General features: G+C 69.8%; 26 protein-coding genes and 6 pseudogenes. 19 read left to right on the top strand and 13 right to left on the bottom strand.

The window, feature by feature from the left end:
- The first annotated feature begins 610 nt into the window (after positions 1 to 610).
- From OHB04_RS40620 to OHB04_RS40610, 3 genes and pseudogenes are all read left to right on the top strand, one after another.
- Positions 611 to 1,822, top strand: coding sequence for an IS110 family transposase (locus tag OHB04_RS40620; RefSeq protein ID WP_326693401.1), 1,212 nt, complete (start codon positions 611 to 613; stop codon positions 1,820 to 1,822).
- Between the two features lie 25 nt (positions 1,823 to 1,847).
- Positions 1,848 to 2,438, top strand: a pseudogene (locus OHB04_RS40615) (ATP/GTP-binding protein); the annotation flags it as partial.
- An 829-nt stretch (positions 2,439 to 3,267) separates the two neighbouring features.
- Positions 3,268 to 4,119 carry a class I SAM-dependent methyltransferase gene (locus OHB04_RS40610; RefSeq protein WP_326693314.1) on the top strand — a complete coding sequence of 284 codons (852 nt, stop codon included), beginning with the start codon at positions 3,268 to 3,270 and terminating at the stop codon, positions 4,117 to 4,119.
- A gap of 192 nt (positions 4,120 to 4,311) precedes the next feature.
- On the opposite strand, the gene OHB04_RS40605 is transcribed toward OHB04_RS40610, so the two are convergent.
- The 5 genes and pseudogenes from OHB04_RS40605 to OHB04_RS40585 all read right to left on the bottom strand — a co-directional run bounded on the left by OHB04_RS40605 (position 4,312) and on the right by OHB04_RS40585 (position 7,357).
- Positions 4,312 to 4,836: a GNAT family N-acetyltransferase gene (locus OHB04_RS40605; RefSeq protein WP_326693315.1), complete on the bottom strand. Its 525-nt coding sequence runs from the start codon at positions 4,834 to 4,836 to the stop codon at positions 4,312 to 4,314.
- Positions 4,830 to 5,315 carry a rhodanese-like domain-containing protein gene (locus OHB04_RS40600; RefSeq protein ID WP_326687509.1) on the bottom strand — a complete coding sequence of 162 codons (486 nt, stop codon included), beginning with the start codon at positions 5,313 to 5,315 and terminating at the stop codon, positions 4,830 to 4,832. The genes OHB04_RS40605 and OHB04_RS40600 overlap by 7 nt, the downstream gene beginning before the upstream one ends.
- Positions 5,316 to 5,475: 160 nt before the next feature.
- Positions 5,476 to 6,285: pseudogene (locus OHB04_RS40595) on the bottom strand (helix-turn-helix domain-containing protein); the annotation flags it as partial.
- Positions 6,286 to 6,587: 302 nt separating this feature from the next.
- On the bottom strand, positions 6,588 to 6,761 hold the full coding sequence (locus tag OHB04_RS40590) for a hypothetical protein (RefSeq protein ID WP_326693317.1): 174 nt from the start codon (positions 6,759 to 6,761) through the stop codon (positions 6,588 to 6,590).
- Entirely contained in the window at positions 6,758 to 7,357 is a 600-nt protein-coding gene (locus OHB04_RS40585; RefSeq protein WP_326693318.1) for a TetR/AcrR family transcriptional regulator, read from the bottom strand. Before OHB04_RS40585 ends, OHB04_RS40590 begins: the two co-directional genes overlap by 4 nt.
- A 107-nt stretch (positions 7,358 to 7,464) precedes the next feature.
- Between OHB04_RS40585 and OHB04_RS40580 the strand changes: the two genes are divergently transcribed.
- The 12 genes and pseudogenes from OHB04_RS40580 (at position 7,465) to OHB04_RS40525 (ending at position 13,076) form a co-directional block, all read left to right on the top strand.
- Positions 7,465 to 7,719, top strand: a complete 255-nt coding sequence (locus OHB04_RS40580) for a hypothetical protein (RefSeq protein ID WP_326693319.1) — start codon at positions 7,465 to 7,467, stop codon at positions 7,717 to 7,719.
- A gap of 73 nt (positions 7,720 to 7,792) precedes the next feature.
- A complete protein-coding gene (locus tag OHB04_RS40575) occupies positions 7,793 to 8,731 on the top strand; it encodes an alpha/beta fold hydrolase (RefSeq protein ID WP_331739483.1) in 939 nt (312 codons plus the stop codon).
- 330 nt (positions 8,732 to 9,061) lie between these two features.
- Complete coding sequence (locus OHB04_RS40570; protein WP_326693321.1) at positions 9,062 to 9,223, top strand: transposase; 162 nt, start codon at positions 9,062 to 9,064, stop codon at positions 9,221 to 9,223.
- Between the two features lie 6 nt (positions 9,224 to 9,229).
- A complete protein-coding gene (locus OHB04_RS40565) occupies positions 9,230 to 9,361 on the top strand; it encodes a hypothetical protein (protein ID WP_326693322.1) in 132 nt (43 codons plus the stop codon).
- Complete coding sequence (locus tag OHB04_RS40560; protein WP_326693323.1) at positions 9,358 to 9,606, top strand: hypothetical protein; 249 nt, start codon at positions 9,358 to 9,360, stop codon at positions 9,604 to 9,606. Before OHB04_RS40565 ends, OHB04_RS40560 begins: the two co-directional genes overlap by 4 nt.
- A 112-nt stretch (positions 9,607 to 9,718) precedes the next feature.
- Complete coding sequence (locus OHB04_RS40555; RefSeq protein WP_326693324.1) at positions 9,719 to 10,384, top strand: hypothetical protein; 666 nt, start codon at positions 9,719 to 9,721, stop codon at positions 10,382 to 10,384.
- Positions 10,385 to 10,420: 36 nt separating this feature from the next.
- A complete protein-coding gene (locus OHB04_RS40550) occupies positions 10,421 to 11,041 on the top strand; it encodes a DUF2975 domain-containing protein (protein ID WP_326693325.1) in 621 nt (206 codons plus the stop codon).
- Complete coding sequence (locus OHB04_RS40545; RefSeq protein ID WP_326693326.1) at positions 11,041 to 11,265, top strand: helix-turn-helix domain-containing protein; 225 nt, start codon at positions 11,041 to 11,043, stop codon at positions 11,263 to 11,265. The genes OHB04_RS40550 and OHB04_RS40545 overlap by 1 nt, the downstream gene beginning before the upstream one ends.
- 153 nt (positions 11,266 to 11,418) lie before the next feature.
- Positions 11,419 to 11,862, top strand: a pseudogene (locus OHB04_RS40540) (transposase family protein); the annotation flags it as partial.
- 2 nt (positions 11,863 to 11,864) lie between these two features.
- Positions 11,865 to 12,124: pseudogene (locus OHB04_RS40535) on the top strand (transposase); the annotation flags it as partial.
- Positions 12,107 to 12,241 carry a hypothetical protein gene (locus tag OHB04_RS40530; RefSeq protein ID WP_326809674.1) on the top strand — a complete coding sequence of 45 codons (135 nt, stop codon included), beginning with the start codon at positions 12,107 to 12,109 and terminating at the stop codon, positions 12,239 to 12,241. The pseudogene OHB04_RS40535 and the gene OHB04_RS40530, both read left to right, overlap by 18 nt.
- Positions 12,238 to 13,076, top strand: a pseudogene (locus OHB04_RS40525) (ABC transporter permease). The gene OHB04_RS40530 and the pseudogene OHB04_RS40525 overlap by 4 nt, the downstream one beginning before the upstream one ends.
- Before the next feature lie 1,041 nt (positions 13,077 to 14,117).
- Here the strand turns inward: OHB04_RS40525 and OHB04_RS40520 are convergent.
- Both OHB04_RS40520 and OHB04_RS40515 read right to left on the bottom strand, forming a co-directional pair.
- Positions 14,118 to 15,017, bottom strand: coding sequence for a dihydrodipicolinate synthase family protein (locus tag OHB04_RS40520; protein ID WP_326693329.1), 900 nt, complete (start codon positions 15,015 to 15,017; stop codon positions 14,118 to 14,120).
- A gap of 57 nt (positions 15,018 to 15,074) precedes the next feature.
- Positions 15,075 to 16,031 carry a redoxin family protein gene (locus OHB04_RS40515; protein WP_326693402.1) on the bottom strand — a complete coding sequence of 319 codons (957 nt, stop codon included), beginning with the start codon at positions 16,029 to 16,031 and terminating at the stop codon, positions 15,075 to 15,077.
- A 281-nt stretch (positions 16,032 to 16,312) separates the two neighbouring features.
- On the opposite strand from OHB04_RS40515, the pseudogene OHB04_RS42105 reads away from it, so the two are divergent.
- The 3 genes and pseudogenes from OHB04_RS42105 to OHB04_RS40505 all read left to right on the top strand — a co-directional run.
- Positions 16,313 to 16,546, top strand: a pseudogene (locus OHB04_RS42105) (hypothetical protein); the annotation flags it as partial.
- A 372-nt stretch (positions 16,547 to 16,918) separates the two neighbouring features.
- Positions 16,919 to 17,410 (top strand): ArsR/SmtB family transcription factor, encoded by a 492-nt coding sequence (locus tag OHB04_RS40510; protein WP_326809656.1) that lies wholly within the window; start codon positions 16,919 to 16,921, stop codon positions 17,408 to 17,410.
- A gap of 85 nt (positions 17,411 to 17,495) precedes the next feature.
- Positions 17,496 to 18,032: a DUF6368 family protein gene (locus OHB04_RS40505; RefSeq protein ID WP_326687335.1), complete on the top strand. Its 537-nt coding sequence runs from the start codon at positions 17,496 to 17,498 to the stop codon at positions 18,030 to 18,032.
- A gap of 106 nt (positions 18,033 to 18,138) precedes the next feature.
- Here OHB04_RS40505 and OHB04_RS40500 read toward each other — a convergent pair whose 3' ends face one another.
- Entirely contained in the window at positions 18,139 to 18,828 is a 690-nt protein-coding gene (locus OHB04_RS40500; RefSeq protein WP_326809655.1) for a hypothetical protein, read from the bottom strand.
- 763 nt (positions 18,829 to 19,591) lie between these two features.
- Between OHB04_RS40500 and OHB04_RS40495 the strand changes: the two genes are divergently transcribed.
- Positions 19,592 to 19,753 carry a hypothetical protein gene (locus OHB04_RS40495; RefSeq protein ID WP_326693332.1) on the top strand — a complete coding sequence of 54 codons (162 nt, stop codon included), beginning with the start codon at positions 19,592 to 19,594 and terminating at the stop codon, positions 19,751 to 19,753.
- Positions 19,754 to 20,263: 510 nt separating this feature from the next.
- Here OHB04_RS40495 and OHB04_RS40490 read toward each other — a convergent pair.
- The 5 genes from OHB04_RS40490 to OHB04_RS40470 all read right to left on the bottom strand — a co-directional run bounded on the left by OHB04_RS40490 (position 20,264) and on the right by OHB04_RS40470 (position 21,974).
- Positions 20,264 to 20,743, bottom strand: a complete 480-nt coding sequence (locus OHB04_RS40490) for a hypothetical protein (RefSeq protein WP_326693333.1) — start codon at positions 20,741 to 20,743, stop codon at positions 20,264 to 20,266.
- Positions 20,736 to 20,906: a hypothetical protein gene (locus tag OHB04_RS40485; RefSeq protein ID WP_326693334.1), complete on the bottom strand. Its 171-nt coding sequence runs from the start codon at positions 20,904 to 20,906 to the stop codon at positions 20,736 to 20,738. Before OHB04_RS40485 ends, OHB04_RS40490 begins: the two co-directional genes overlap by 8 nt.
- Before the next feature lie 69 nt (positions 20,907 to 20,975).
- Positions 20,976 to 21,239, bottom strand: coding sequence for a hypothetical protein (locus tag OHB04_RS40480; protein WP_326693335.1), 264 nt, complete (start codon positions 21,237 to 21,239; stop codon positions 20,976 to 20,978).
- Positions 21,232 to 21,621, bottom strand: a complete 390-nt coding sequence (locus tag OHB04_RS40475; protein WP_326693336.1) for a hypothetical protein — start codon at positions 21,619 to 21,621, stop codon at positions 21,232 to 21,234. The genes OHB04_RS40480 and OHB04_RS40475 overlap by 8 nt, the downstream gene beginning before the upstream one ends.
- Entirely contained in the window at positions 21,618 to 21,974 is a 357-nt protein-coding gene (locus tag OHB04_RS40470; RefSeq protein WP_326693337.1) for a hypothetical protein, read from the bottom strand. The genes OHB04_RS40475 and OHB04_RS40470 overlap by 4 nt, the downstream gene beginning before the upstream one ends.
- Positions 21,975 to 22,023: the final 49 nt, after the last annotated feature.

The raw sequence follows: 22,023 nt of genomic DNA, 5'->3' as shown, positions 1-22,023 counted from the left end.
CACGATCGACGGCTGGCGCCGCTTCGTCGAAGGACTGCCGGGTCCGCCGCCCCGGCTGACCGATGCTCAGTACGACGCGCTGGGCGAGGCCGGCCAGGCGGCCTTCGACGAGGCCCGTCTTGACCATCACGGCCGTCTTCTGGTGGTCGCCACCTCTGTCGTCCGGCACACCGTCGCCACCGGACGCCGCCTGGTCGTGCTGAACCGACACGCGATCAGTGCCCGCCGGGGCCTGATCGTCTCCGGCCCCGCCGGCACCGGGAAGACCATCGCGATCACCCAGCTCGGTCTGTCCCACGAACTGCTGGACCGGGCCCGGCACCCACCGCCACCGACCGCAAGCCGGTCATCTACATCACCGTCCCGCCCGCCGCGCCCCCCCCATTACGGTTTTCATAGCCCCGCAACGGGGTTACCGGCCCTCGGAGTTGGCATGACTACCTCCCCTTGTCGAGTGCATGGCCCGGGGGGTGGTGTCACCGGCTCCGGAGGCACTGACAGACCGCTGATTAGGGACACGAGCACCGGCCTTTCCGCAGGTCGGGAGGCTCTTCGTAATGTGGATGTGGCGATCAGTGCCGTGGCAGGGCCGGGTGAACAGCACCGAAGGATGCCCGACGTGATCGATACCAGCAGCATCGATGTCTACCTCGGCCTGGACGTCGGCAAGGGCGAACACCACGCCACCGCACTCACCCCCACCGGCAAAAAGACCTTCGACCGCCGGCTGCCCAACAGCGAGCCCAAGCTCCGTGAGGTCTTCGCCAAACTGCAGGCCAAGCACGGCACCGTCCTGGTCATCGTCGACCAGGTCGCCTCCATCGGAGCCCTGCCGCTGACCGTCGCCCGCGACCTGGGCTGCCACGTCGCCTACCTGCCCGGCCTGACCATGCGGCGGATCGCCGATCTCTACCCCGGCGAGGCCAAAACCGACGCAAAAGACGCGTTCGTCATCGCCGACGCAGCCCGGGCGATGCCGCACACGCTGCGCTCGGTCGACCTCGACGACGACACGATCGCCGAACTCCACATGATCGTCGGGTTCGACGACGATCTCGCCGCCGAGGCAACGCGCCTGTCCAACCGGCTCCGCGGCCTGTTCACCCAGATCCACCCGCACCTGGAGCGGGTGATCGGGCCGCGCATCCAGCACCCGGCTGTGCTCAAACTGCTGGACCAGTTCGGATCCCCGGCCCAGATCCGCAAGGCCGGCCGCCGCAGGCTGAACACCCTGATCCGCCCGAAAGCCCCGCGGATGGCCGAGCGACTGATCGAGGACGTCTTCACCGCGCTGGACGAACAGACCGTCGTCGTTCCCGGCACGGATGCCGCCGCACTGATCGTCCCCAGCCTCGCCAAATCGCTCCAGGCGGTGCTTGACCAGCGCAAACTGCTGGCCCACCGGATCGAGGAACTGCTGGAGGCCCACCCTCTTTCCAGGGTCCTGATGTCCATGCCCGGCATCGGCATCAGGACCGGAGCCCGCATCCTCATCGACGTCGGAGACGGCACCCGTTTCCCCAGCGCCGCCCACCTCGCGGCCTACGCCGGCCTCGCCCCCGCGACCCGCAGCTCGGGTTCCTCGATCCGCGGCGAACAACCCTCCCGCAGAGGAAACAAGCAGCTCAAACGGGCCTTCTTCCTCTCCGCATTCGCCGCCCTGGCCGACCCGGCATCCCGCACCTACTACGACAAGAAGATCACCCAGGGAAAGCACCACACCCAAGCCCTCCTCTGCCTCGCCCGCCGCCGAGCAGACGTCCTCTTCGCCATGCTCCGCGACGGCACCTTCTACCAACCACCAACCCCGATTGCCCCTTGACCAAAGTCATAGGGACACCCCCCCCCGCATGATCGCGGCCGAGTTCGCCCGTTTCCTCGGGCTGCCGGTGATGGCTCGCATGAACATCACCGACCTCATCGAGTCCGTCGTCGGTGTCTGCACCGACGCCCGCACCGGCATGATCCTGGTCGACGAACTCCACAACATCTCGCTCACCACCCAGCACGGCGCCGAAGTCGCCGACACTCTCAAGTACTTCTCCGAGCGGATCCCCGCGACATTCATCTACGCGGGCATCGACATCGAGCACGGCAGCCTGCTGACCGGCACCCGCGGGGCCCAGATCGCCGGCCGTTTCACCCTGATCCCCACCCACCCCTTCCCATACAACAGTGAATGGCGAGGCCTGGTCGCCACCATGGAGAAGACCCTCGCCCTGCGGCGGCACCGGCCCGGCACTCTGGCGAAACTGGACCGCTACCTGCACGACCACACCGGCGGCATGATCGGCGCCCTCTCCCACCAGATCCGCGGAGCCGCGATCGACGCGATCTTCAACGGCACCGAGAAGATCACCAAAGCCGGGCTGAAGGCCGTCCCGCTGGACGTCGCCGCCGAATCGCCCCACTTCCGCGGGCCCAGGTCCTCCCGATGACCCACGAGAACGTCCGCGTCCTGCCCTTCCAAGTCCGGCCCCGGTCCGGCGAAGGCATCCGGTCCTTCATCGTCCGCCTGGCCCACGCCAACCATCTTCCGCCCCGCTACCTGCGGACGTACCTCTGCGAACCGCCCGAACATCTCGGTCTTCCCAGCTGGACACGACTGGCCGCCGCGACCGGCCGCGACTCGGAGGCGCTGCTGGCCACCCTGGAAACGAGGCGCTGCCTGGAGTGCGACGCGGAGATACCGCCCTCCAACGTCATCGGCCGCCAGGCCCTGCGCTGTTCCCAAGCTTGCCGCGAGAAGGCATACCGGAAACGGCATCCTCGGGCTCCAGTGCAGAAGGCCCCCTGCAGAGAGTGCGGCAAGACCATGAAGATCCAGCCCGGACAGCGCTACCGCCTGTGTTCATCCGCCTGCCGACGGGCCAACTACCTCAAACACAAAGAAAAGTGGTTAGCCGAGGCAGACCCGGCCGACCCACCGGAGCCGCGCGTCTGCCCGATCTGCGACGGCCCGATGTTCTCAGCAGCACGCCGGACATGCTCAGACCGATGCCGCCAGCGAGCACGTCGCCAACAGCTCAGACAGCCTCCCGCGAAGCCACCTTCTCCACCGCCGGTGGCATCTCCGACACCACAGCCCGCAGCACCGCCCCAGCCACCCGAACCAGCCCCCACGCCATCAACGAGACCCTGCGAGACCTGCGGAGGACCACTACCAGCAGGGCCCTGCCAGCAACAACGCCGGACATGCTCACAGCGCTGCCGCCAGAAGGCATACCGGCAGCGGAAGGCGCAGCTGGCTCCGCCTAGGCTGGCGCGGTGACTGATGAACAGGAGCGGGTTCAGCCGTCGGGAGTGTGGGCCACGGCGGTGGGGGTGGCCAGGGTGCGGGCGCTGGAGACCGAGCGGGAGAACGCGCTGTTCCGCGACCCAATGGCACAGGCCTTCGCCACCGCCGGCGGCCTGTGGCCCTCCTCGCCGCCGCTGCCCGATGACGACGCCGCGCGCCGCCGCCAGCTGGCCGTGTCGTTCTCCATCGTCATCAGGACGAAGTTCCTCGACGACCTGTTGCAGCAGGCCTCCGCGTCCGGGGTCCGGCAGGTCGTGCTGCTCGGCGCCGGCATGGACAGCCGGGCCTTCCGGATGGACTGGCCCGAGGGCACCCGGCTGTTCGAGGTCGACACCGCCGCGCCACTGGACTTCAAGGCTTCGGTGCTGCGCCAGGAGCGGGCCGTCGCACGCTGCGAGCGGATCACCGTCGCGGTGGATCTGCGTGAGGACTGGCCAGGCGCGCTGGCCGCCGCAGGGCACGACCCGGCGGTGCCGACCGCGTGGATCGCCGAAGGACTGCTGATCTATCTGCCCGAGGACGCGGTGGAGCTACTGCTGGCCCGGATCAGCGCGCAGTCGGCGGCAGGCAGTCGGATGGGGCTGACATTGGGCTCGCGCGGCGTGATCGAGCGCTTCGGCGCGGACGCCGAGCCGGGATCGGCAGCGTCCATGTGGGTCTCGGAGATGCCCGACGACCCGGTGGGCTGGCTGGCCGGGCACGGATGGAGGGCCGACAGCCACACCCTGCGCGAGCGCGCTGCCGCCTACGGCCGCCCGATCAGCACCCCTCCGCAGCGCGAGGAGCGGCCCGGCGGACTGATCTCGGCGGTCCGCCGGTAGAGCGCCTCCAGGCGGTCAAACTTCAGTGGCAATCGGTCAAGGTTCACTGTCACAGGACACCCGCCCGCCCGGTTGAGGCCGCTTCGGCGAGTACTCCGCCCACGGATGCAGCCTGGAGCCCGAGGCGTATGACCCGCACCTGGACGTCGACTTCAGCCCGCTCCGTGGCGAGGACCGGCAAGGTCCAGACGGCTACAGCCAGGCGGCGTGACCCCCCACAGGCGCTCGGGTCGGGTTTTCTGTTGGGCGAGCGGGGAGTGAGAATCTGACCTTGGGCCGGGCTTGGGCCCCCGCGCGGTGGTAGAAGCGGATGGCGTCGGTGTTCCAGTCGGGCGTCTGCCACTGTATTTGTGCGGCGCCGCAGGCTGCTGCCGCGTCCTTCACGGCGTTGAGCAGGGCGTGGCCCCAGCCCTCTCCTCGGTGGGGTTCGGTGACGAACAGGCAGTCCAGGTGGACGTAGTCGGTTGCCTGCCAGGTGGAGAACTCCCGGGAGTAGGTGGCGTATCCGATCAGTTCGCCTCCGTGGTCGACTACGAGGCACCATGCTCTCGGATGTGCCGAGAACAGCACGGGCTCCAGGCGGGTGGCGAGATCAGCGGGCACGGGTTCGGCGCGCTCGAAGGCAGCGTGGGCGGCGCACAGGTGGGCTGTCGCCGGCAGGTCGGCCGCGGTGGCCGGACGGATCACGCCGCCCGGCCGTGCGGTGTCCTTCAGCATGCGCAGGAGATGCCCGAGCGCGGGGCGGCCAGGTCGTCGACAGGGCGCTGCTCGGCACCGGTGGCGGAGTCGTAGGCGAAGCCCTCGCGTGCCCAGTACTCGAAGCCGCCGAGCATTTCCTTGACCTGGTAGCCGAGGCGGGCGAAGGCCAGCGCCGCGCGGGTCGCGCCGTTGCAGCCGGGGCCCCAGCAGTAGGTGACCACGGTCTGGGCCGGGTCGATCAGCTGCGGTGCCAGGTCGGCAATCTGTGCGGTGGGGATGTGGAGGGCGCCGGGGATGTGACCCTGGTCCCAGGCGGCATTGCTGCGGGTGTCGACCACCACGACGCCGGGTGAGCCGGATGCCAGATCGGCGTGGACGTCGGAGACATCCGCCTCGAAGGCGAGACGGGCGGCGTAGTGGGCGGCGGCCTCGGCCGGGGCGGCGGCGGGCACGCTCAGGACGGCACTGGTGATCGCGGCGGAAGCGGTGGCAGGCATGGGGAGTACCTCTTGTTCCTGCTGGTCGGGACGGGGTCCGGTGGGCCGTGCCGGGTATCCCCGGCCGACGACGTCTCCATCCTTTGATCCCTGGGCCCGCCCCACGAGTGGCGTAAATGCCTGAAGTCGCCAAGATTCCGCCAGTCGTACGGAGTGACCCTTACGGGTGCGCGGGGACGCGGGTGAACGTCTTGCGGTAGGCCGTCGGCGTCGTACGCATCTGGCGGGTGAAGTGGTGCCGGTACGTCGCGGTGCTGTCGAAGCCGACCGCGGCGGCGACCTCGTCCACGGTGCCCTCGCCGGACTCGAGCAGCGGCAGGCTGACAGCCACCCGCTGAGTGATGACCCAGCGCATGGGGCTCACGCCGTTGCGGCGGGTGAAGTGCCTCAAGTACGAGCGTTCCGACATGCACGCAGCCCGGGCCAGGGCGGGCACGGACAGAGGTGTGTGCAGATGACGCAGCGCCCAGTTCATGCTCTGCGTGACGCCGTCGTCCTCGGGGCCGATCTCTCCCACCGCCGCCTCGATGAACTGGGCCTGCCCGCCCTCGCGGTGCGGCGGAACGACGAAGCGGCGCGCCACCGCGTTGGCGACGGCCGCACCGTGATCAGCCCGGACCAGGTAGAGGCACAGGTCGATACCGGCCGCGCTGCCCGCGCTGGTGAAGACATCGCCGTTGTCGACGTACAGCACGTCGGGGTCGACCTCGATCCCGGGATGCCGTTCGGCAAGCGCGCGGGCATAGCGCCAGTGGGTGGTGGCGCGCCGGCCCTCCAGCAGGCCGGTCGCGGCCAGCACGAACGCCCCCGAGCAGATCGAGACCAGGCGCGCCCCCCGCGCATGGGCCCGCAGCAGCGCCTCCACCAGGGCGGGCGAGACCTCCGCCCCGGCCTTGGCCACCCCCGGCACGATCACCGTGTCCGCCGCGGCCAGCGCATCGAGCCCGGGTCGGCGATCCGTCGCACCGCCAGTCCGGGCAGGTAGTAGGCGACCTTGCAGTCGGCGTCGCGGGCAACCATGATCGGTCAGGGCGTCGAGTCCCGGCAGTTGGCCAGGACGGGCTTGAGCTGGAGCTGTTCTATCTCGGTCAGTGTCTCGGGTTGGCTGAGATCCCATCTCGTCACCAGGCGGGGTGCTGGCGGCTGTGCGGTGACCGGCCATGGCCAGGTGTGCTTCTCCCGAGGGCAGGCGCTGGCCCGGCCGTAGCTGCCTCTGTAACCCAAGGGAGCGATCTCCTCCCAGAGCTGCCAGGCGTTGGTGCAGCCCTCGTCTCAACTCTCGTCCAGAGAGAGCTTGTACTCGTCGAGGACCGAGGTCCTGTTGTGCTGCCGATGGTTGCCTGCCAGGTGTTCCTCGGGCGCGTTGTACCTGGCACTGGAACCGGCCCTGATCGCGACGTCGGAAGTCCTGTCCGCGCGGCGAGGGGCCTCGCTCGCCGTGCTCACGCCCCTCTCAGCGCGGCGATACGTTGGTGCACTGCGGCCAGCGCGGAGTCGGGTGTGTGTCGCCCGACCAGGATCTGCACATTGAGCCCGTCGGTGAAGGTGACCAGTGAATCCGCCTCTTGATCGGCGTCGATGTCGGGCCGTGCGTGGCCGCGCTCACCGGCCACCCGGACCAGAAGGGCGAAGAGTTCGGTCAGGCCCGTGTACTGCACACGCTGCACGACCGCCAGTTGAGGGTTGATGGCGGCCTGGGCGGTGAACGCCAGCCAGACCCGCGTCTCGGCGAGGCTCTGCTCGTCGACCGCCAGAATCCCGATGAGGGTCTGCTCGAGCATCGTCAGGGCTGATTCCGGGTCCCTGGCACCGGCGATCTTTTCCTGCACGCGTTCGGTGACCCGCTGGTTCATGTACCCCAGGACGAAGATGATCATCTCCTCCTTGGTGGAGAAGCACCGCTGAACGGCACCCACGGAGACACCGGCCCGCTGCGCGGCGTCTCGCATGGATGCCCCCTCGATGCCGCGCTCGCTGATCAGGTCGAAGACCGCCCGGGCGATCAACCTCCGTCGGCCTTCGTGATCCACCTGTCTCGGCATAACCACCGAGTTTAAGCATTGTGTCGGTGCCTGCTAGATTGCGATACGATCGTATCAATACGAGCGTATCGGGGGTGGATTCCGGTGCGCGTGGACGGGAGGGTCGCATGGCGATGGGCAAGAGCCGGCACCAGGACACGAGCGGGCAGAGCGTCCGCTGGATACTCGGCGCTGTGCTGTGCCTCCAGGGCTTCGGGACCGCCGTCACCGAGGCGCTGTGGGCCACGGGGTTCGGTGTGGCGGGCCTGTTCAGGGCGGCGGGATTCCCGTCGTGGACCGACTTCGTGGTGGGCGCCGCCGGTCTGGCGCTGCTGATCTGGGCCATGGTCCACCGCGCCGGGAGGAGGCCCACCCGTGCCTGAGCTCGCGAACGCCCCGGATCCCGGCCGTTTCGTCAAACGGCTCGCCGGAGCCACCGGGCCCGGCCGCCGGGGCATGCTCCGGGCAGCTGCCCTGGCTGCAGTCGGTGCCGGCGGAGCGGCCGCGCTGTCAGTAGGCACGGCGGAGGCTGGAGCGGCGGGCCGACCGAGCGCGCCCCGGTCGACCTTCGTGCTCGTGCACGGCGCCAACGGAAACGCAGCCTCCTTCGCCCCGTTGGTCACTGCTCTCACCCTGGCGGGCCACCGGGCGGTGGCAGTGGACCTCCCCGGCCATGGGCCGGTGGCGAACTTCCCGCTCTCCTACCAGTCGCCGCAGGACCTCGACGCCTTCGCAGACGCCCCCTCACCCGTACTGGCCAAGACAACTCTGGCCGACAACGCCCGCCATGTCGCGGGCATCGTGCGCCGCCTCGCGGCGCAGGGTCCGGTGGTCCTCGTCGGCCACAGCATGGGAGGCGCCACGATCACCCGGGTCGGCAACCAGATGCCCGAGCTGATCGCCCGGCTGGTCTACATGTCGGCGTTCTGCTGCGTCCGGCTCCGCAGCGTCCTGGACTGGTTCACCACGCCCGAGGCGGCGATGACGCTGCTTCCCACGATTCCCAGCGTGGGCGACCCCGAGCGGATCGGCGTCGGCCGCACCAACTGGCGGTCGGCGGACCCCGAGTTCATCGCCACGGCCAAGCGCGCGCTGGCGGCGGACTACGACAACGCGGCGTTCCTGGCCGCCCTCAACACCTTCGAGCCGGACGAGGCGAACGCAGTCTCCACCGACGACGCCCGTGGGGTGCCGGCGACCTGGGGCAGGATCCTGCGTACCTATATCCGCTTCACCCGGGACCGGGCGATTCCCCTGCCCCTGCAGAACCGGATGATCAAAGAAGCCGACGAGGCCACCCCCGGCAACCGTTTCGACGTCCACTCCGTGAACGCGCCTCACCTCGGACCACAGAACCCCCGCGACTTGGTCGCCGTCCTCACCGGCCTGGCCTGAGCCCCCCGAGGATGGCCTCCCGGGGCTTCCGGGAGCCTCGCGGGGCGGCGACTCAATGCTTCCCTCACCGTTCCCGCGAGGAGGAACTGGACAACCATCTGGCGGGTCCGCCTCACCGGGCTGGCTGGCCATCGTCGACGAACTGCGCGCCCTCACCCCGGTGTGAGTTGGGGGTGTGGTGGCAGGGGGTTGGGCATCAGCAGGGATGACGGATTGTTGTTCTGGTAGGCCGCTGTTTCTTCTTTGGCTATGGCTGTCGGGCCTTGACCCTTGATCCTTGACACGCGAGACACTGGATCCTGAGGATCTGAGAACGGAGATCTCGTGGTCATGAAGAACTATCCGCCGCAGTTCAAGGCGGACGCGGTCGCGCTGTACCAGTCGCGGTCCGAGACGACGATCCGGCAGGTCGCTGCCGATCTGGGAATCAATCCGGAGACCTTGCGGAACTGGGTGCGGGCAGCCGGCGCGAGCCGGCCGCAGGGGCGCTGAGCGGAGGTGCCGACCGAGCCGCCGACGCTGTTGGAGGCGGAGAATGCCGCTCTGCGCAAGAAGGTCCGCGAGCTGGAGGAGGGACGCGAGATCCTGTGCAAGGCGGCAAAGTATTTCGCCGGGGAGACGCGCTGGTGAACCGCTTCCAGTTCGTCGCCGACCACCAGCGCCGCTACGGCGTGAAGCGGCTGTGCACCGTCCTCGGCATCGCCCGCTCCAGCTTCTGCTACTGGCGTCGGACGGCCGCGGACCGGGCCGCCCGGCAGGCGGCCGACGCCCCCCTCGCCGCCCGGATACGGTCCGTGCACCGCGAGTCCGACGGCACCTGGCGGTACTGCTTGTATGCCCAGGCGCGGCCGGTGGCGGTGTTGGTCTGCCGGTAGACCTCGACCGGGATCGGTCCGGTGCCGGGCCGCATCCGGGAGAGGTACAGCAGGCCGTCGAGGTGCTCGACCTCGTGATGGATCAGCCGGGCGAGGCCGCGGCTCGTAGACCGTGATGATGGTGGCGCCGTCGAGCGCGGTGGTCTCCACGGTGATCCTCAGCGGGCGGGGCACCAGGCCGCGGACGTCGAAGAAGGACGGGCAGCCTTCCTACTGCTCGTCCATTTCGTCGCAGGCTGCGGTGATGCGGGGATTGAGGAGCACGATCGGCCTGGCGCCCGGGTTCGGCGGGCCGTACGGTCGCGGCTGCGCGGCCGATGCCGATCTGTGGGGCCGCGAGTCCCATGCCCTTGCCGGAGAAGTCGTGTGCCTGGGCGATGCGGTCCGTCGCCTGGGACAGCTGGTCGAGGGCGTCCGTCGCGGCGTCCTGCTCGGCGGGCAGGTCGAAGGGGGCGGCGGGCTCGGCGAGGAGGCCGGTGTCGTGCTGGACGACGCCGAGGTCCCGCATGCGCCGGCTGGGCCGCACCTCGCTCACTGCAACTTCCCGGCGCGAGCCGACCGCCATGCCGCCTGGGCGGCGGTCTTCGCAGCGGCCTTCCGGATGGCCCTGCGCGGGCGGGGCTTCGGGCCGCATGACCACGCCCTTGCCTTCGACGTGGAGACGGGACAGCGCAAGGCACATCCCGACCCAGCGTTACCCCAGCTCACACTTCCCTCCCAGAGGCACGAACCCTCTGAGCTTGACAGCGTACATATCGCTTATCGATATTATCGATAAGCGATATGTACGCTGCCGCGAAGGGCAAGGACAATCATGGGTACGAAGTCTTGGTGGAGCCGGACCGACAGCCGACTGCTGGAGGCAGCTCTGGGCCTGGCCACTGCGCTGGTCGGCGTCTTCGGAGTGCTGCTCCCGGCCCTCGGAGTGGCCGGCCTCATCGACCCGGTGGACACCCGCGAGGTCGAGGCCAAGGCCACGACCCGGATACCGGGCACCGTGGCCGGCCCGGTGGCGGGCCACGGTATGACTCTCACCGGCACTCACCAGGCCGACCTCGTCTTCGCCAGTCCCGACCTGGGCCAGCGCCTGTTGCTCGTCCTGCCGAATGTCATCGGCAGCCTGCTCCTGCTCCTCATCCTGGCCCTCCTCCTTCAGATGGCCAGCACCCTGCGCGGCGGCGACGTCTTCGTACCCAGGAACACCCAGCGCCTGAGCGTCATGGGGCTCACGGTGCTGGCGCATGCCACCTTCTCCCCGATACTGCTGGCGATCACCACGCAGGCGCTGGTCAGCGGCACCCCCATGGCCGACCAGATCCCCTTCTCGGCTGCCTTCACCGGTGAATACGTCCTGCTCGCCCTCCTCATCCTGGCTCTGGGTGAGGTCTTCCGGCGCGGCACGAAGCTACGGACCGACACCGAAGGGCTGGTCTGATGCCGCCGGAGGAGGAACACCGGGTCCAGGCCCACCTGGACCGGCTGCTGGCCGAACGCGGCATGACCCTGTCCGAACTAGCGGCCAGAGTCGGGGTGTCGGTGGTCAACCTCTCCGTCCTGAAGAACGACCGGGCTAAGGCGATCCGCTTCACCACCCTCACCGCGATCTGCCGCGAACTGGACTGCCAGCCCGGCGACCTGCTCAGCATCCGCGAGGACTGACCCCGCCCACTGGAGTGTGAGGTGTTGGCGGCGGCCGAGGGCCTCGGCCCGGGCGAAGGCGTCAGCGACGACCTGCCGGGGCGGATCACTGAAGGAGCTCACTGCATCAGGCATGTGTGAGGGTGATCCGCCGGGGACTCCGGGCAGATGTAGAGCTTCGTGTCGGGGAAGAAGAAGCAGAACACCATGAAGGCCACCGTGATCGCCGACTGGCGCGGCCGCACATTATGGATCGACGCCCTGCGACCTGGACGTATGCACGACGCCATGGCCGCCAGCAACGAAGGCATCGCCGTCTGCTTCCAGCACTTCCCCGACGTCGAGGTCCTCCTGGACGACGGCTACCTGGGCCTCAGCCGCGACCACCGTGGGCAGGCGATCACACCACCCAGAAAACCGCGTCCGGGAGCACTGCCCGGCAGAGCCGAACAGTGGGAACGCGACCGCCACTGGCACTCCTTCGACCGCATCACCGTCGAACACGCCCTCGCCGACCACAAACGCTGGAAACAACTGATGCGCTGGACCCACCGCCGCGACCGCCTGCCCGACACCTACCGCGCCATCGCCGGCCTCGTCTCCGACCGCACCAACAACGCCTGGTCGACGTCACCCGCGTCGTCCTCGACACCGCCCACGTGCGCGCTAAATAGGGGACGAACACACAGGTCCGAGCCCCGAGGACCGGGGCAAGCCGGGTTCCAGGACGCACATCCTGTCGGACGCGAACGGACTGCCGCTCCTCGTTGGCCTCTCCGCGGCGGACACTCACGACAGCCAAGGGCTGAAGCCCATGGTTCAGGGCCACCAAACGAGACACGAGCAGCGCTTCACCCGGTCGATGCGGCAGTCGACCGACTTCGTACGCCAGCTCTTCCAGCAGCACGGTGAGGAGATCAGCGAACTCGAAGTCCAACGCGCCTCGCTGGAGCAGACCTATCTGGCACTGGTGCACGAGGCGGAGGCTCCACGATGACCTGTGCGATACGCGCCGGCCTGAGGCGCGGCATGATCGAGTTGCGGCAGTCGTTCACCAACGGAGCGGAGCTGTCCAGCCACCTGTTCTGGCCGCTGCTGATGCTGGGCTCCCTGTGGTTCATGCGCGACGCGGAGTTCGGGAGCACGGGGCTGCTGCTCGGCACCTTCGCGCTGCCGAGCATCCTGGGCATGAATGCCTCGTTCGGCATGGTCACCATGGGCCAGCTGCTCACCGCGGAACGCGAGGACGGCACTCTCCTGCGTGCCAAGGCCACCCCGAACGGTATGGTCGGCTACCTCGTCGGCAAGGTCGTCTCGGTCTCCCGGTGGACTGCTGGCCGACCTGGCGATCTTCCTGATCCCCGGGCTGTTCCTCATCGAGGGGCTCGACCTCGGTGCGGACGCGTGGCTGGGCCTTGCCTGGGTGGTGGCGCTCGGCATGGTGGCCACCTAGGCCGATCGGCGCGATCCTCGGCTCGGTGTTCACCAGCGCACGCTCGCAGGGGCTGATCCAGCTGCCCGTCCTCGGGACGATCGCGATCTCGGGCATCTTCTACCCCGTCACCGCGCTGCCGGAGTGGCTGCAGTGGATCGCCCAGGTGTTCCCGGTCTACTGGCTCGGCCTGGGCATGCGCTCCGCCCTGCTGCCGTCCGACGCGGTGGCCGTCGAGATCGGGGAGTTGTGGCGGCATTTGGAGACGGTCGGTGTGCTGGGCGCCTGGGCGGTGTTCGGCCTGCTCGTGGCGCCGGTGGTGCTGCGCAGGATGGCGCGCAGGGAGTCCGGCTCCAGTGTGGCCGCGCGACGCGAACGCGCATTGCAGAAGGTCGGGTGAGGTCAGCGCGGGGTAATCGCCGGGACGTCGAGCGTCCATGGCTGCCAGTACAGCGGCACGTCCACGGCCCGCCCCGGGCCAGCCTTGACCCGCGGCCCTCATCGGATGAATCTTCGGTGGCAGATGGTGCGTGAGGAGCGGTGGCCGGTCCGACGAAGCAGAGACGCTCGCCGGACTGGTTGAGTGCACCTACAGCGCGAGGTGCTCACGCAGTTTGCCGCGCTGGGCGGGTAGTTCGTCCCCGACCGAGAGGCCGAGGGTACGGTCAGGTATAGCGTGCGGCGCAGGGGGCCGGAGGTGAGGATGCCTATGAGGGTGCGGGTGGGGCGGGGGACCTCTGCTGCTGCGGCCAGGGGTGGGCTGTAGGGCAGGAAGCGGATGACGGCTGCGGCGATGAAGCATCCGGCTGCCAGGACCAGGGCGGCGGTCATGGGGGAGGCCCAGGCGGAGACGGCGGCGACGACGGTGGGGCCTTCGGTGCCGCCGATGCCGTAGGTGGCCACGTCCCAGCCCTGGGCTCGGCGTTGGCGTCGTTGTCCGTGACCAGCGATGGCGGGCAGGCGGCTACTGATGCCTCCGGTGAGCAGAGGTCCGAAGAGACCGGAGATGATCAGGAGGACGGCGGTGACGGCGGGGTGGGTGTGGGGGTAGCAGGACGGCGGCTGCCAGGGTGGTGCCGTGAGCGAGGGATGCTGCGGCGATCACGGTGCGGCCGTCTCGTGCGGTGTCCAGGCTGCGGGCGACGAAGGGGCCCAGCAGATGGGGTGCGGTGATGCATGCGCCGAGCACACCGGCAAGCCAGCCCGATCTCCGCTGGTATTGACCACCAGCACGATGGCAACGACCGCGCCGCCGTCGGATGTGCGGGCCAAGGTCGCGGCTATGACGTAGCGGGCGAGCGGGCCCCAGCCCGGGTTGTCCTTGTGGCGGCGGGTGGCCTGGCGCATGGCCGAGTGGTCCTCCGGGCTCAGTGGCTCCGGGTGGTTGGTTCCGCTGCCCTTGCTTGGCGGGAGGGCAGCGGCGGGCTTGTGACGAGCTCAGTCAGGCGTGGAGGCCCAGCGTCTCGATCACTGCGGCGACTTGAGCGCGGTCTTCGGTGTCGAGACCGCGCAGCGGCAGCGGGAGGTTGCGGGGCGGGGTGAGGCCGAGGTGCGCGGCTGCTGCCGCGACGACTCGCAAAGACCCTCCGTGCTGGGCGAAGAGGTCCCACAGCGGCTGCAGGCGCTCTGACTCTTGCTGGGCCCGCTCCGGCTGGTCGGACTGTGCGGCCCGGGTGAGGGCGAGTGCGGGTTCGGGGAAGGTGCCGCCGATCACCGAGTACCAGACATCGCATCCTGCGCTCAGCCCCCTGGCCGCGTCCGCGTCGCCGCTGACCCCCACCGTCACCGTCTCGGGCAGGATCTGCCGCAGGTGCTGGATGCGTGCCCGGGCAGCCGCGGGGTCAGCGGGGACCCCAGGGATCTTGATGGACGCCACGCGAGGCAGTCGGGCCAGCCGGGCGTACAGCTCGTCGGTGAAGGCGAAGTGGGTGGTGCCGGGGTTGTCGTAGATCACCAGAGGAATGGAGAGGTGCGCGGTGACATACTCGTACAGCCCGAACACGTCGTCGTCGGTCAGCGGCTGGTACGACACCGGCGCCAGCAGCACCCCGGCAGCCCCGGCATTCTGCGCGTCCTCGGCTGCCTCCAGCACGTGCCGGGTGCGCAGCGCCCCGATCCCGACGATGACCGGGACCTCGTCGGCGTGCTCCACTGCGATGCGGGCGACGCGCGCCCGCTCCTGGCGGGTCAGATAGGCATACGATCCCGTGGAGCCCAGTGCACCGATCGAATCGACGCCTGCGGCAGCCAGCCGGCGGACCAGACCCGCGAGCCCTTTCTCATCGATGCCCCCGTCGCCGGGGATCGGGGTGAGCGGGAAGGCGCTCAGGCCGGTGAACATGACGGTCTCCCAATGATGGTGTGTACGTGCGAGGGGTGCTGGTGCAGAGGCGTGGTGCTACTGCGGGTTGTCCCGCAGCCATGCCAGCACCTGCCCGGCGTGCTCGTTCGGCGGAAAGACCGGATAGAAGACGTGCTCGACCCTCCCGTCGTGGACGATCAGCGTCAGCCGCGAGTAGAGCGTCATTCCCTCGACCGTGAACGTGGACAAGTCCAGCGCCCGGGCCAGATTCCGCCCGGGGTCGGAAAGCATCTGGAACGGCAGGCCAAGCCGCTCGACGACCTCGCGCTGGTAGTCGGTGTCCTGGCTGGAGAGGCCGAACACCCGCACCGCTCCGGCGTCGAGCAGTTCCTGGTAGTGGTCGCGAAAGCCACAAGCCTCGGGCGTGCAGCCGCGCGCTCCCGGGATCGCCTTCCAGCCCTTGGGCAGGTCGGTGCCGGGGCGGCCGGTAAGCGGGTAGATGTAGAGCACGGTCCGGCCCGCGCCCAGCCCATCCAGGCGGATCGTCTCCCCGCTGGTACTCGCAAGCGCCAGCGACGGGACCACTGTTCCGGGCAGGTGATCGGCGGCACCGTCGTCCTCGGGCACGGGCAGGTCGGTCGGCAGGCTCATGTAGTCGCTCATCACGTCCCCTCCTTCGTCGGCCGGTGCGATGCGGCTGTTGCGGTGGGCGGCCCGGTTCAGGTGCGCGATCAGAGCCGCTCGGCGCGCGGTGAGCCCGTCGATCCGCTGGCTGAGCTCGTCGATCGCCTCCCGGTACTCGGCCAGCGAAGCCGGGCAGTCATCGGCGTGCTGATGGCCGACCGCGAGACAGTCCAGGAACGGACGGGTGCGCTCCACGGGGATGCCGAGCCTGCCCAACGCTCGGATCTCCCCCACGAGTCGCACATCACGCTCGGTGTAGTTCCGGTAGCTGTTGGTCAGCCGCTCAGGCGTCACCAGGCCCAGTGATTCGTAGTAACGCACCGCCTTGGTCGTGACGCCCGCCCGGCGGGCCAGCTCGCCGATCCGTATCTGTCTCACCTCGCAGAACCTAAACCTTGCCCCTGAGGGTAAGGTCAAGCCGACCAGCCAGGCCGCGCGAGCGGAGGCGGCAGTCCTTCCCTGTTGAGCACACGCAGGGACGGTGTTCCGGGATGCCGTCTCGGCGCTTAGGACGACGCCAGGCACGAGAAAGCAGATCAGCGTGAGACCAGCGCCGTCGGCGCAACGGCGCACTCCCAGCGCGTACCGCCGATGGCGTGAATACCACCCAATCCAGGGCCGCCCTATTCTCTCGGGCCATGAGAATCCTGATCACCGACACGCTGGTGGACCTGCTGATCGCCACGGTGCACCGGATTGGCGCCCGCGCCGAGCAGAGGGTGACCAAGGAGCTGATCAACGCCTTCAAGCGGGTCTCGGGCAAGGAGAACATCCTGTTCGCGATCGCCGAGGCGTCGCTGGGCGCCCCCGACCAGGAGGTGCGGGAGGTGGTATTCCCGGCGGTGCGCGGGGGCGAGCAGACGCTGAAGGAGCTGGTCCACGAGGGAGGGGCATGTCATCGGCGAGCACGGAGACGGCGCAGTCATCTGTGCCTCCGGCACACGCGTCAACGGCCAGCCCGTCACCGTCCCCCTCCAGCACATGTCCGAACACCTCCGCACCCGACCCGGGCACATCAGCGCCGGGGTCGGCCGCACCCGCTCCGGGCCTGCCGGGGCAGTGGTCTCCACCTTGCGCAAAGCCCTCGCCCTCGCCCACGGCACCGAGGAACTCTCCGTCCCCTACAAGGACAGCTGGCTGGGAACTCCCGTCCGCTTCCAGGCCGGCGAACCTCTAGCGTGCCTCCCGGACCTCGACGCCCGCGAACAGCGCCGGTTCGACACCGCCGCCACCCGACTCCGCGACGCCTACAGGAGGTGTGGACGATCGAGGCCCCGGTGGACCGGGACATCGCCCTGGACGGGCGGGGCGCGGTGCTCGTGCCCACCTTCCACTGGACGGGACACCCTCTCGTCGCCGACCGGCCGGGCCACCCCCTGCACCTGACGTATCCGGCAGGCACCGGCCTGCCCCTCGTCCCGGACGGGCCCGGCGGGCCCCTCACTCCGGACGGGCCCCTCACTCCGGACGGGCGCAGCACGGCGGGCGGGCCCGGCCCGGCGGAGGGCGCGCTGGCCGGCGTGCTCGGGCGGACCCGCCTCAACGCGCTCCTCGCCCTGACCGCCGAGCACACGACGAGCGAGCTGGCCCGCCACCTGCGCGTCAGCAACGCCACCGCGTCCGCCCACGCGACCGCGCTGCGTGGCGCGGGCCTCATCACCACGGCCCGCGCGGGCCGCGCCGTCCTGCACCGGCGCACGGCGCTGGGAGACTTGCTGGTCCAAAGGGGCACCATCCACCCCGGTTGAGCCGAAGGGCACGGGTGGCCCGCCAGGAACGAGCGGCCCGCCTGGAACGAGCGGCTCGCCAGGAACGAGCGGGAGGGAAGCTGCGATGGGCGGGCCGTCGGTGGGGCTGTGGCTGCCGGAGGAGCGGAGCGCGCTCGACGCGGTGCCGTGGCTGGAGGACTTCTGCGGGATACGGCCCGAGGGCGATGGCTCCGGCGCGTTCGACTTCTCCGTCCTGCGCACCGCTTCCCTCGACCGGGCCGGCCTTCCCCGCCTGCGCGGCCCGGAGGAAGCCGCCGTCGGACCGTTCCACCTCGGCCCGGAGTCCCTGGAGGACGAGCGCGCGTGCGGCTTCCCCGGACTCGGCCGTCCGCCGGCCGTCGAACTGGCCCTGCTCGCCTACAGCTCGGGCCCGGACAACCATCTGCTGCTCGGGCACCTCGCCCTCTTCCTCGGCGAACACTTCGACGCCCTGATCGACTTCGGCGGCCTGCTCAGCCCCCTGCCACGGTCCCCCCTCCCGGGCCGGCTCCTGGAAATGCCCTACGCCATGGAGGACGGCACCCCCGGCTACAGCCATGTCGCGGACCGCGTGTTCCTGAGAGCGTGGCTCGGCCACGAAGGCTTCCGGATGGTCAAGTAGCAGGAGGGGCCGCGGCCGGCTGCCTTCGCGCGGTGACCGCAGCCGGTCCGCCACCGGGCGGCAAAGCCCGTCGGTCCGCTACCGGGCGGCAAAGCCCGTCGGTCCGCTACCGGGCGGCGGAGCGCAGGTGGTCCGCCGCCTTGTTCGTCAGCTGTGAGATCAGGGCCGCGTCGTCGCTCTTGGAGAAGTTCAGCTCGACGGTCGCGGCGCCCACGCGCACCAGCACGTCGCCGAAGGGCATGCCGAACACACTCATCTTGTTCCCCACGGTCTCGTCACCGGCCCGCGCTGTCGACCACCGGGCGAAGGTGACCTTCGCGCCGTCCTTGGTCACCCCGGCGGGGCACTCCCCGGAGACGTTCCGGAGCTGGCTCATGGCCCGCTCGGCGGCCTCGGGGCTGCGGTAGTCGACGACGCGTGCGGTGACGTCGCCCGTGCTGCTCTCTTTCAGCGTCCGCTCGACCGCGAGCCGGGGCTTGCCGATGGCGCGGTTCGTCCGGTCGATGAAGGACCGGCACGAAGCGGACTTCGCCTTCATGCCGAAGAGGTTCTGCTGCACGTGATACTGGCCGTCCAGGTGCTCCTCGTCCACCGTCCCGCCCGCGGGCAGGTCATCCACGTTCAGCAGCGCGTTCCGCGCTTCGGCGACGGACAGCGGCGCCGCGACAGGGGACTTGTGCCGCACGCGGGGCTTGTGCGGCTTGTGGAGCTTGCCCTGCCGGTGGGACTTGTGCGCTTCCGCTCGGGCCGACTTGGAGGCCCGCGCCGTCTTCTTGCCAGCCTTTTTCCCGTGCACGCTCCCGCAGCCCGTCGCGCCCAAAATCACCGCGAGCCCGACGGAAACTCCTGCGATCCACCTGTTGCGCAACTGCCTCTCCCCCGTAGTGGCGCTCTCCCAGGAGAGTGCCGGCCGACTGCCGTCACGGCCCATGCGCATGCCTTATGCCCATGCCGGACCTCATGTCCATGACCGCGTGGCGGCCGAGCGTAGTCCACGTCTCTCCGCCCACCCATGCCCCCTCGCGCCGAGGATACGTGGTCACAACACGCGATCGCGCCGGGACGGGCTGGCGGACCCGCTACGACGTCTACGTCGCCGCCGGGACGCCCTCCGGCGTGCCCGTGCGGGAGGTCTGAGAGCGTCCCGTCGGCAACGTGGACGCGGCGACCCCCACGTCGGCACGCGGCGACCCCGGCTTCGCCCGGGTCGACGTTTCCGCGGCCCGGATGAGGTCCGTATCGTCGGTTTCCGTACGGCCCACACCGGCGACGGACACGGCCGCAGACACGGACATGGCCACGGACGGACATGGCCATGGCAGACGCGGCAGACGCGAGAGAAAGGCGGGCGACGGCGTGCGGGAACAGTCCGGAGGAACCGCAGGAGCCGAGGGACCCGGAGGCGGCGGACGCCCGTACGGCCGGGGCGGAGGTCATCAGCGCGGCCGGGGCGGCGCGGGTCAACGCGGCTACGGCGGGCCCCCGCGCGACCGGGGCGATCGCGGCTACCGGGGCGCCGGTGGCGGTCGCCGCGACCACGACGACCGCCGCGCCTCGGCATGACACAGATGCTGTTGGAGACCGGCGTCAGCAACCACGCTGCCCTCGCGTTCTACTCCGCCTGCGGATACGTCCCGGTCCAGCCCTACGTGGACGGCCGAAACCCCGACATCAACCGCGCACTGCGGAAGGACCTCGACGGGACGGGCATTGAGCACTGATGAGGGTCAGCCGGTCACCCACGAACCCCGCTGACCCTTCGCGAATGCGTAAGGCCGATCCCGGCAGCTCTGGACTCGTGAGGAGACCATGGAGGACTTGGACGGGGCGCTCAAGGACTCCGTCGCTGCCTGACCGGTTCCCTTGGCGGCCATGATGAACGCACATGCCCGACGTGTGCCACATGGCATGGGCCACCGCACGCTGGCGCGGCCTTATCCGGTCGGCCGCTCCAGGTCCTGGGCCGGAAGCCTGGTCGCCACGCGCCCTCAGACCAAATGGAGGTGCGCGCCGAGCCGGACCGCGAGTCGGGCTGAGGAATGGCGGACGTGCCGGGCGCAGGGTGACTGGGGAAGCACGTCCTGCCACTTGGCCCAGGGCTGCCGGCTCCAGGACCGCGCGCATGGGGTTGGCACGCTGTTTCAGGGCGTCATCGATGACGCCCAGGCACCTGGTGGTGAAGCCGTAGTCACCAAACCGTTGCGGGACGGGGGGCTTACTGCCTTTCGTGGTCATCGGGTAACTCCTCGGGCCAGGAGGGCGATCAGCGTGCCGAGCACGGTCAGGTAGAGGACCTGTGTCCAGAACTCGGGCGGCGGGGGAGTTCGTGGCGGGGTGTGCGGTTCGCGGCCCAGGGCCGCGAACAGGACCAGGGCCGCGGCCAGACCCGTGTGCAGGCTGGGTGGCTCGGGCATGCTCTCCCTGAGCCGGTCCGGGCTGGCGTCGCGGTGGTGTCGGGCGGCGTGGCGCTGGAGGCGGCGGGCATAGCGGGCTGAGGCGCGCCACGAGGCGCCGACCGGGTCGCGGGCTGCAACGGCTGTCTCCAGCAGGGCCGCGCGCCGCTCGTGCTGGTGCATGTCGGCCCACCGGGCGCGCAGGTAGGGGTCCCGGGCGGCGGCCTGCGGGGTGTTGCCGTACTCGGGCAGGGTGTCGATCAGGTGCGCGATGATGGCCAGGGTGCCGGGCGGGGACCCGATCGGACGGTCATCCATCTTCGCCCTCCTCCTTGTCGGGTTGCGGCACCGCCTCCAGACGGCGCGGCTGGCTGGCGTGCTTGGCTCGGTGCTGAGCCAGTCCGTTGGTGAGCACCTGCGCGAGAGTCCGCTCGTCGCGGTTCTCGGCGGCGCGGATCATGTGTCCGTACTGGTCGCACATCGGACAGGGCCTCGGTTCGGTACGCCGGGCTGCTCCGTTGTCGGGGCCGGGTGTCGGGGTTGCCACGGGTTACCGGCGCTGTCGGGTCTCGCCCGGCCATCGCACGATGCGTGGTCGGGCGTTGGCGAGCTGCACGCTGCGGACGATGTTGATGGTCTTGTGGCGGCCGAGCACGAAAACGTTGCCGTCGCAGAACTCGATCCGTTTGCGTCCGCCGGCCACATCACGCACGTCGATCACGGTCAGCGGGATGCCGCCCACGTTGATGCTGTCGCCTGTGTTGATGCTGGTGCCCGTGACGGTGAGGGCCTGGACGGAAGTCGCTTCAGGCATGGTCGGCTGCTCCTTGCCGGGTCTGGCGCGGGCCGGGCAACAGCTCGGCCCGTCGGGGCTGCTGGACAAGGAGGTAGGGGCGCACCAGGGCGACCGCGCCCTCGTCCTCCTCGGTGTGGGTCTCCAGCTCCTGCGTGTGCTCGGGCAGGCGGTGGTAGGCGTGCGCCAGTGGAGAGGCCGGAGCCTGGCGGTGGGCCGGTGCACGCAGGTTCAGGCGCCGGAGGGAGTACCAGGACTGCCGTCCCAGCCAGATGCCTACGCACTCCGCCAGGTCGAGCAGCAGAGGAGGAAGGGGCGGGGGTGGGCTGGCCTGGGGTACAGGGTCACCTGCGCGTGGTGGGCTGTCACCTGTCCCTGACCCGCGCTCCTCGGCCCGGGTCACAGCTCCACCGCCGGGGATCGGGCGGCCACCAGTTCCAGGGCTGCGCCCAACTGAGCTGTCAGGTCAGGGAGGTTTTGGGGGTCCACTTCGTAGCGGCTGACGGGGGTCTTGCGTGCGTGGGCGCGGGCTTCCCGGCGCAGTCGCCGTGGGTAGAGGGCGGTCAGTTCGGCATCGGGGTGGCAGTCTTCGGCCAGGTCGGCGAGCATGCGGGCGCGCTCTGGCCTCGGGGTGGATTTCCACGCGGCGGTCACGAATTCGGACCGGAGCGCGAGAGGAACACTCCCGTGGGAGCCCATGGCTCTGGCCAGGACGCGCATGAGGGACCGGTGCGGGTTGTATCGGTGCTCGGTCATGTGTCCTCGGTCGGGGTGGGGGTGCAGGTGCAGCGGCCGAAAATCAGGG

This window comes from Streptomyces sp. NBC_01775 (genome assembly GCF_035917675.1).
Lineage (GTDB): Bacteria > Actinomycetota > Actinomycetes > Streptomycetales > Streptomycetaceae > Streptomyces.
The sequence above is the reverse complement of the archived record's forward strand: the minus strand, read 5'-3'. Positions and strand labels throughout refer to the sequence as shown.

Coding starts and splice junctions, on each gene's coding strand:
- OHB04_RS40545 (WP_326693326.1), top strand. CDS start 11,041: ATGCCGCCGGAGGAGGAACACCGGGTCCAGGCCCACCTGGACCGGCTG.
- OHB04_RS40505 (WP_326687335.1), top strand. CDS start 17,496: ATGGGCGGGCCGTCGGTGGGGCTGTGGCTGCCGGAGGAGCGGAGCGCG.
- OHB04_RS40605 (WP_326693315.1), bottom strand. CDS start 4,836: ATGCTGAAGGACACCGCACGGCCGGGCGGCGTGATCCGTCCGGCCACC.
- OHB04_RS40480 (WP_326693335.1), bottom strand. CDS start 21,239: ATGCCTGAAGCGACTTCCGTCCAGGCCCTCACCGTCACGGGCACCAGC.
- OHB04_RS40530 (WP_326809674.1), top strand. CDS start 12,107: ATGCGGCAGTCGACCGACTTCGTACGCCAGCTCTTCCAGCAGCACGGT.
- OHB04_RS40580 (WP_326693319.1), top strand. CDS start 7,465: ATGGCGATGGGCAAGAGCCGGCACCAGGACACGAGCGGGCAGAGCGTC.
- OHB04_RS40600 (WP_326687509.1), bottom strand. CDS start 5,315: ATGCCTGCCACCGCTTCCGCCGCGATCACCAGTGCCGTCCTGAGCGTG.
- OHB04_RS40495 (WP_326693332.1), top strand. CDS start 19,592: ATGACACAGATGCTGTTGGAGACCGGCGTCAGCAACCACGCTGCCCTC.
- OHB04_RS40490 (WP_326693333.1), bottom strand. CDS start 20,743: ATGGATGACCGTCCGATCGGGTCCCCGCCCGGCACCCTGGCCATCATC.
- OHB04_RS40550 (WP_326693325.1), top strand. CDS start 10,421: ATGGGTACGAAGTCTTGGTGGAGCCGGACCGACAGCCGACTGCTGGAG.
- OHB04_RS40585 (WP_326693318.1), bottom strand. CDS start 7,357: ATGCCGAGACAGGTGGATCACGAAGGCCGACGGAGGTTGATCGCCCGG.
- OHB04_RS40520 (WP_326693329.1), bottom strand. CDS start 15,017: ATGTTCACCGGCCTGAGCGCCTTCCCGCTCACCCCGATCCCCGGCGAC.
- OHB04_RS40570 (WP_326693321.1), top strand. CDS start 9,062: ATGAAGAACTATCCGCCGCAGTTCAAGGCGGACGCGGTCGCGCTGTAC.
- OHB04_RS40485 (WP_326693334.1), bottom strand. CDS start 20,906: ATGTGCGACCAGTACGGACACATGATCCGCGCCGCCGAGAACCGCGAC.
- OHB04_RS40575 (WP_331739483.1), top strand. CDS start 7,793: ATGCTCCGGGCAGCTGCCCTGGCTGCAGTCGGTGCCGGCGGAGCGGCC.
- OHB04_RS40470 (WP_326693337.1), bottom strand. CDS start 21,974: ATGACCGAGCACCGATACAACCCGCACCGGTCCCTCATGCGCGTCCTG.
- OHB04_RS40620 (WP_326693401.1), top strand. CDS start 611: ATGCCCGACGTGATCGATACCAGCAGCATCGATGTCTACCTCGGCCTG.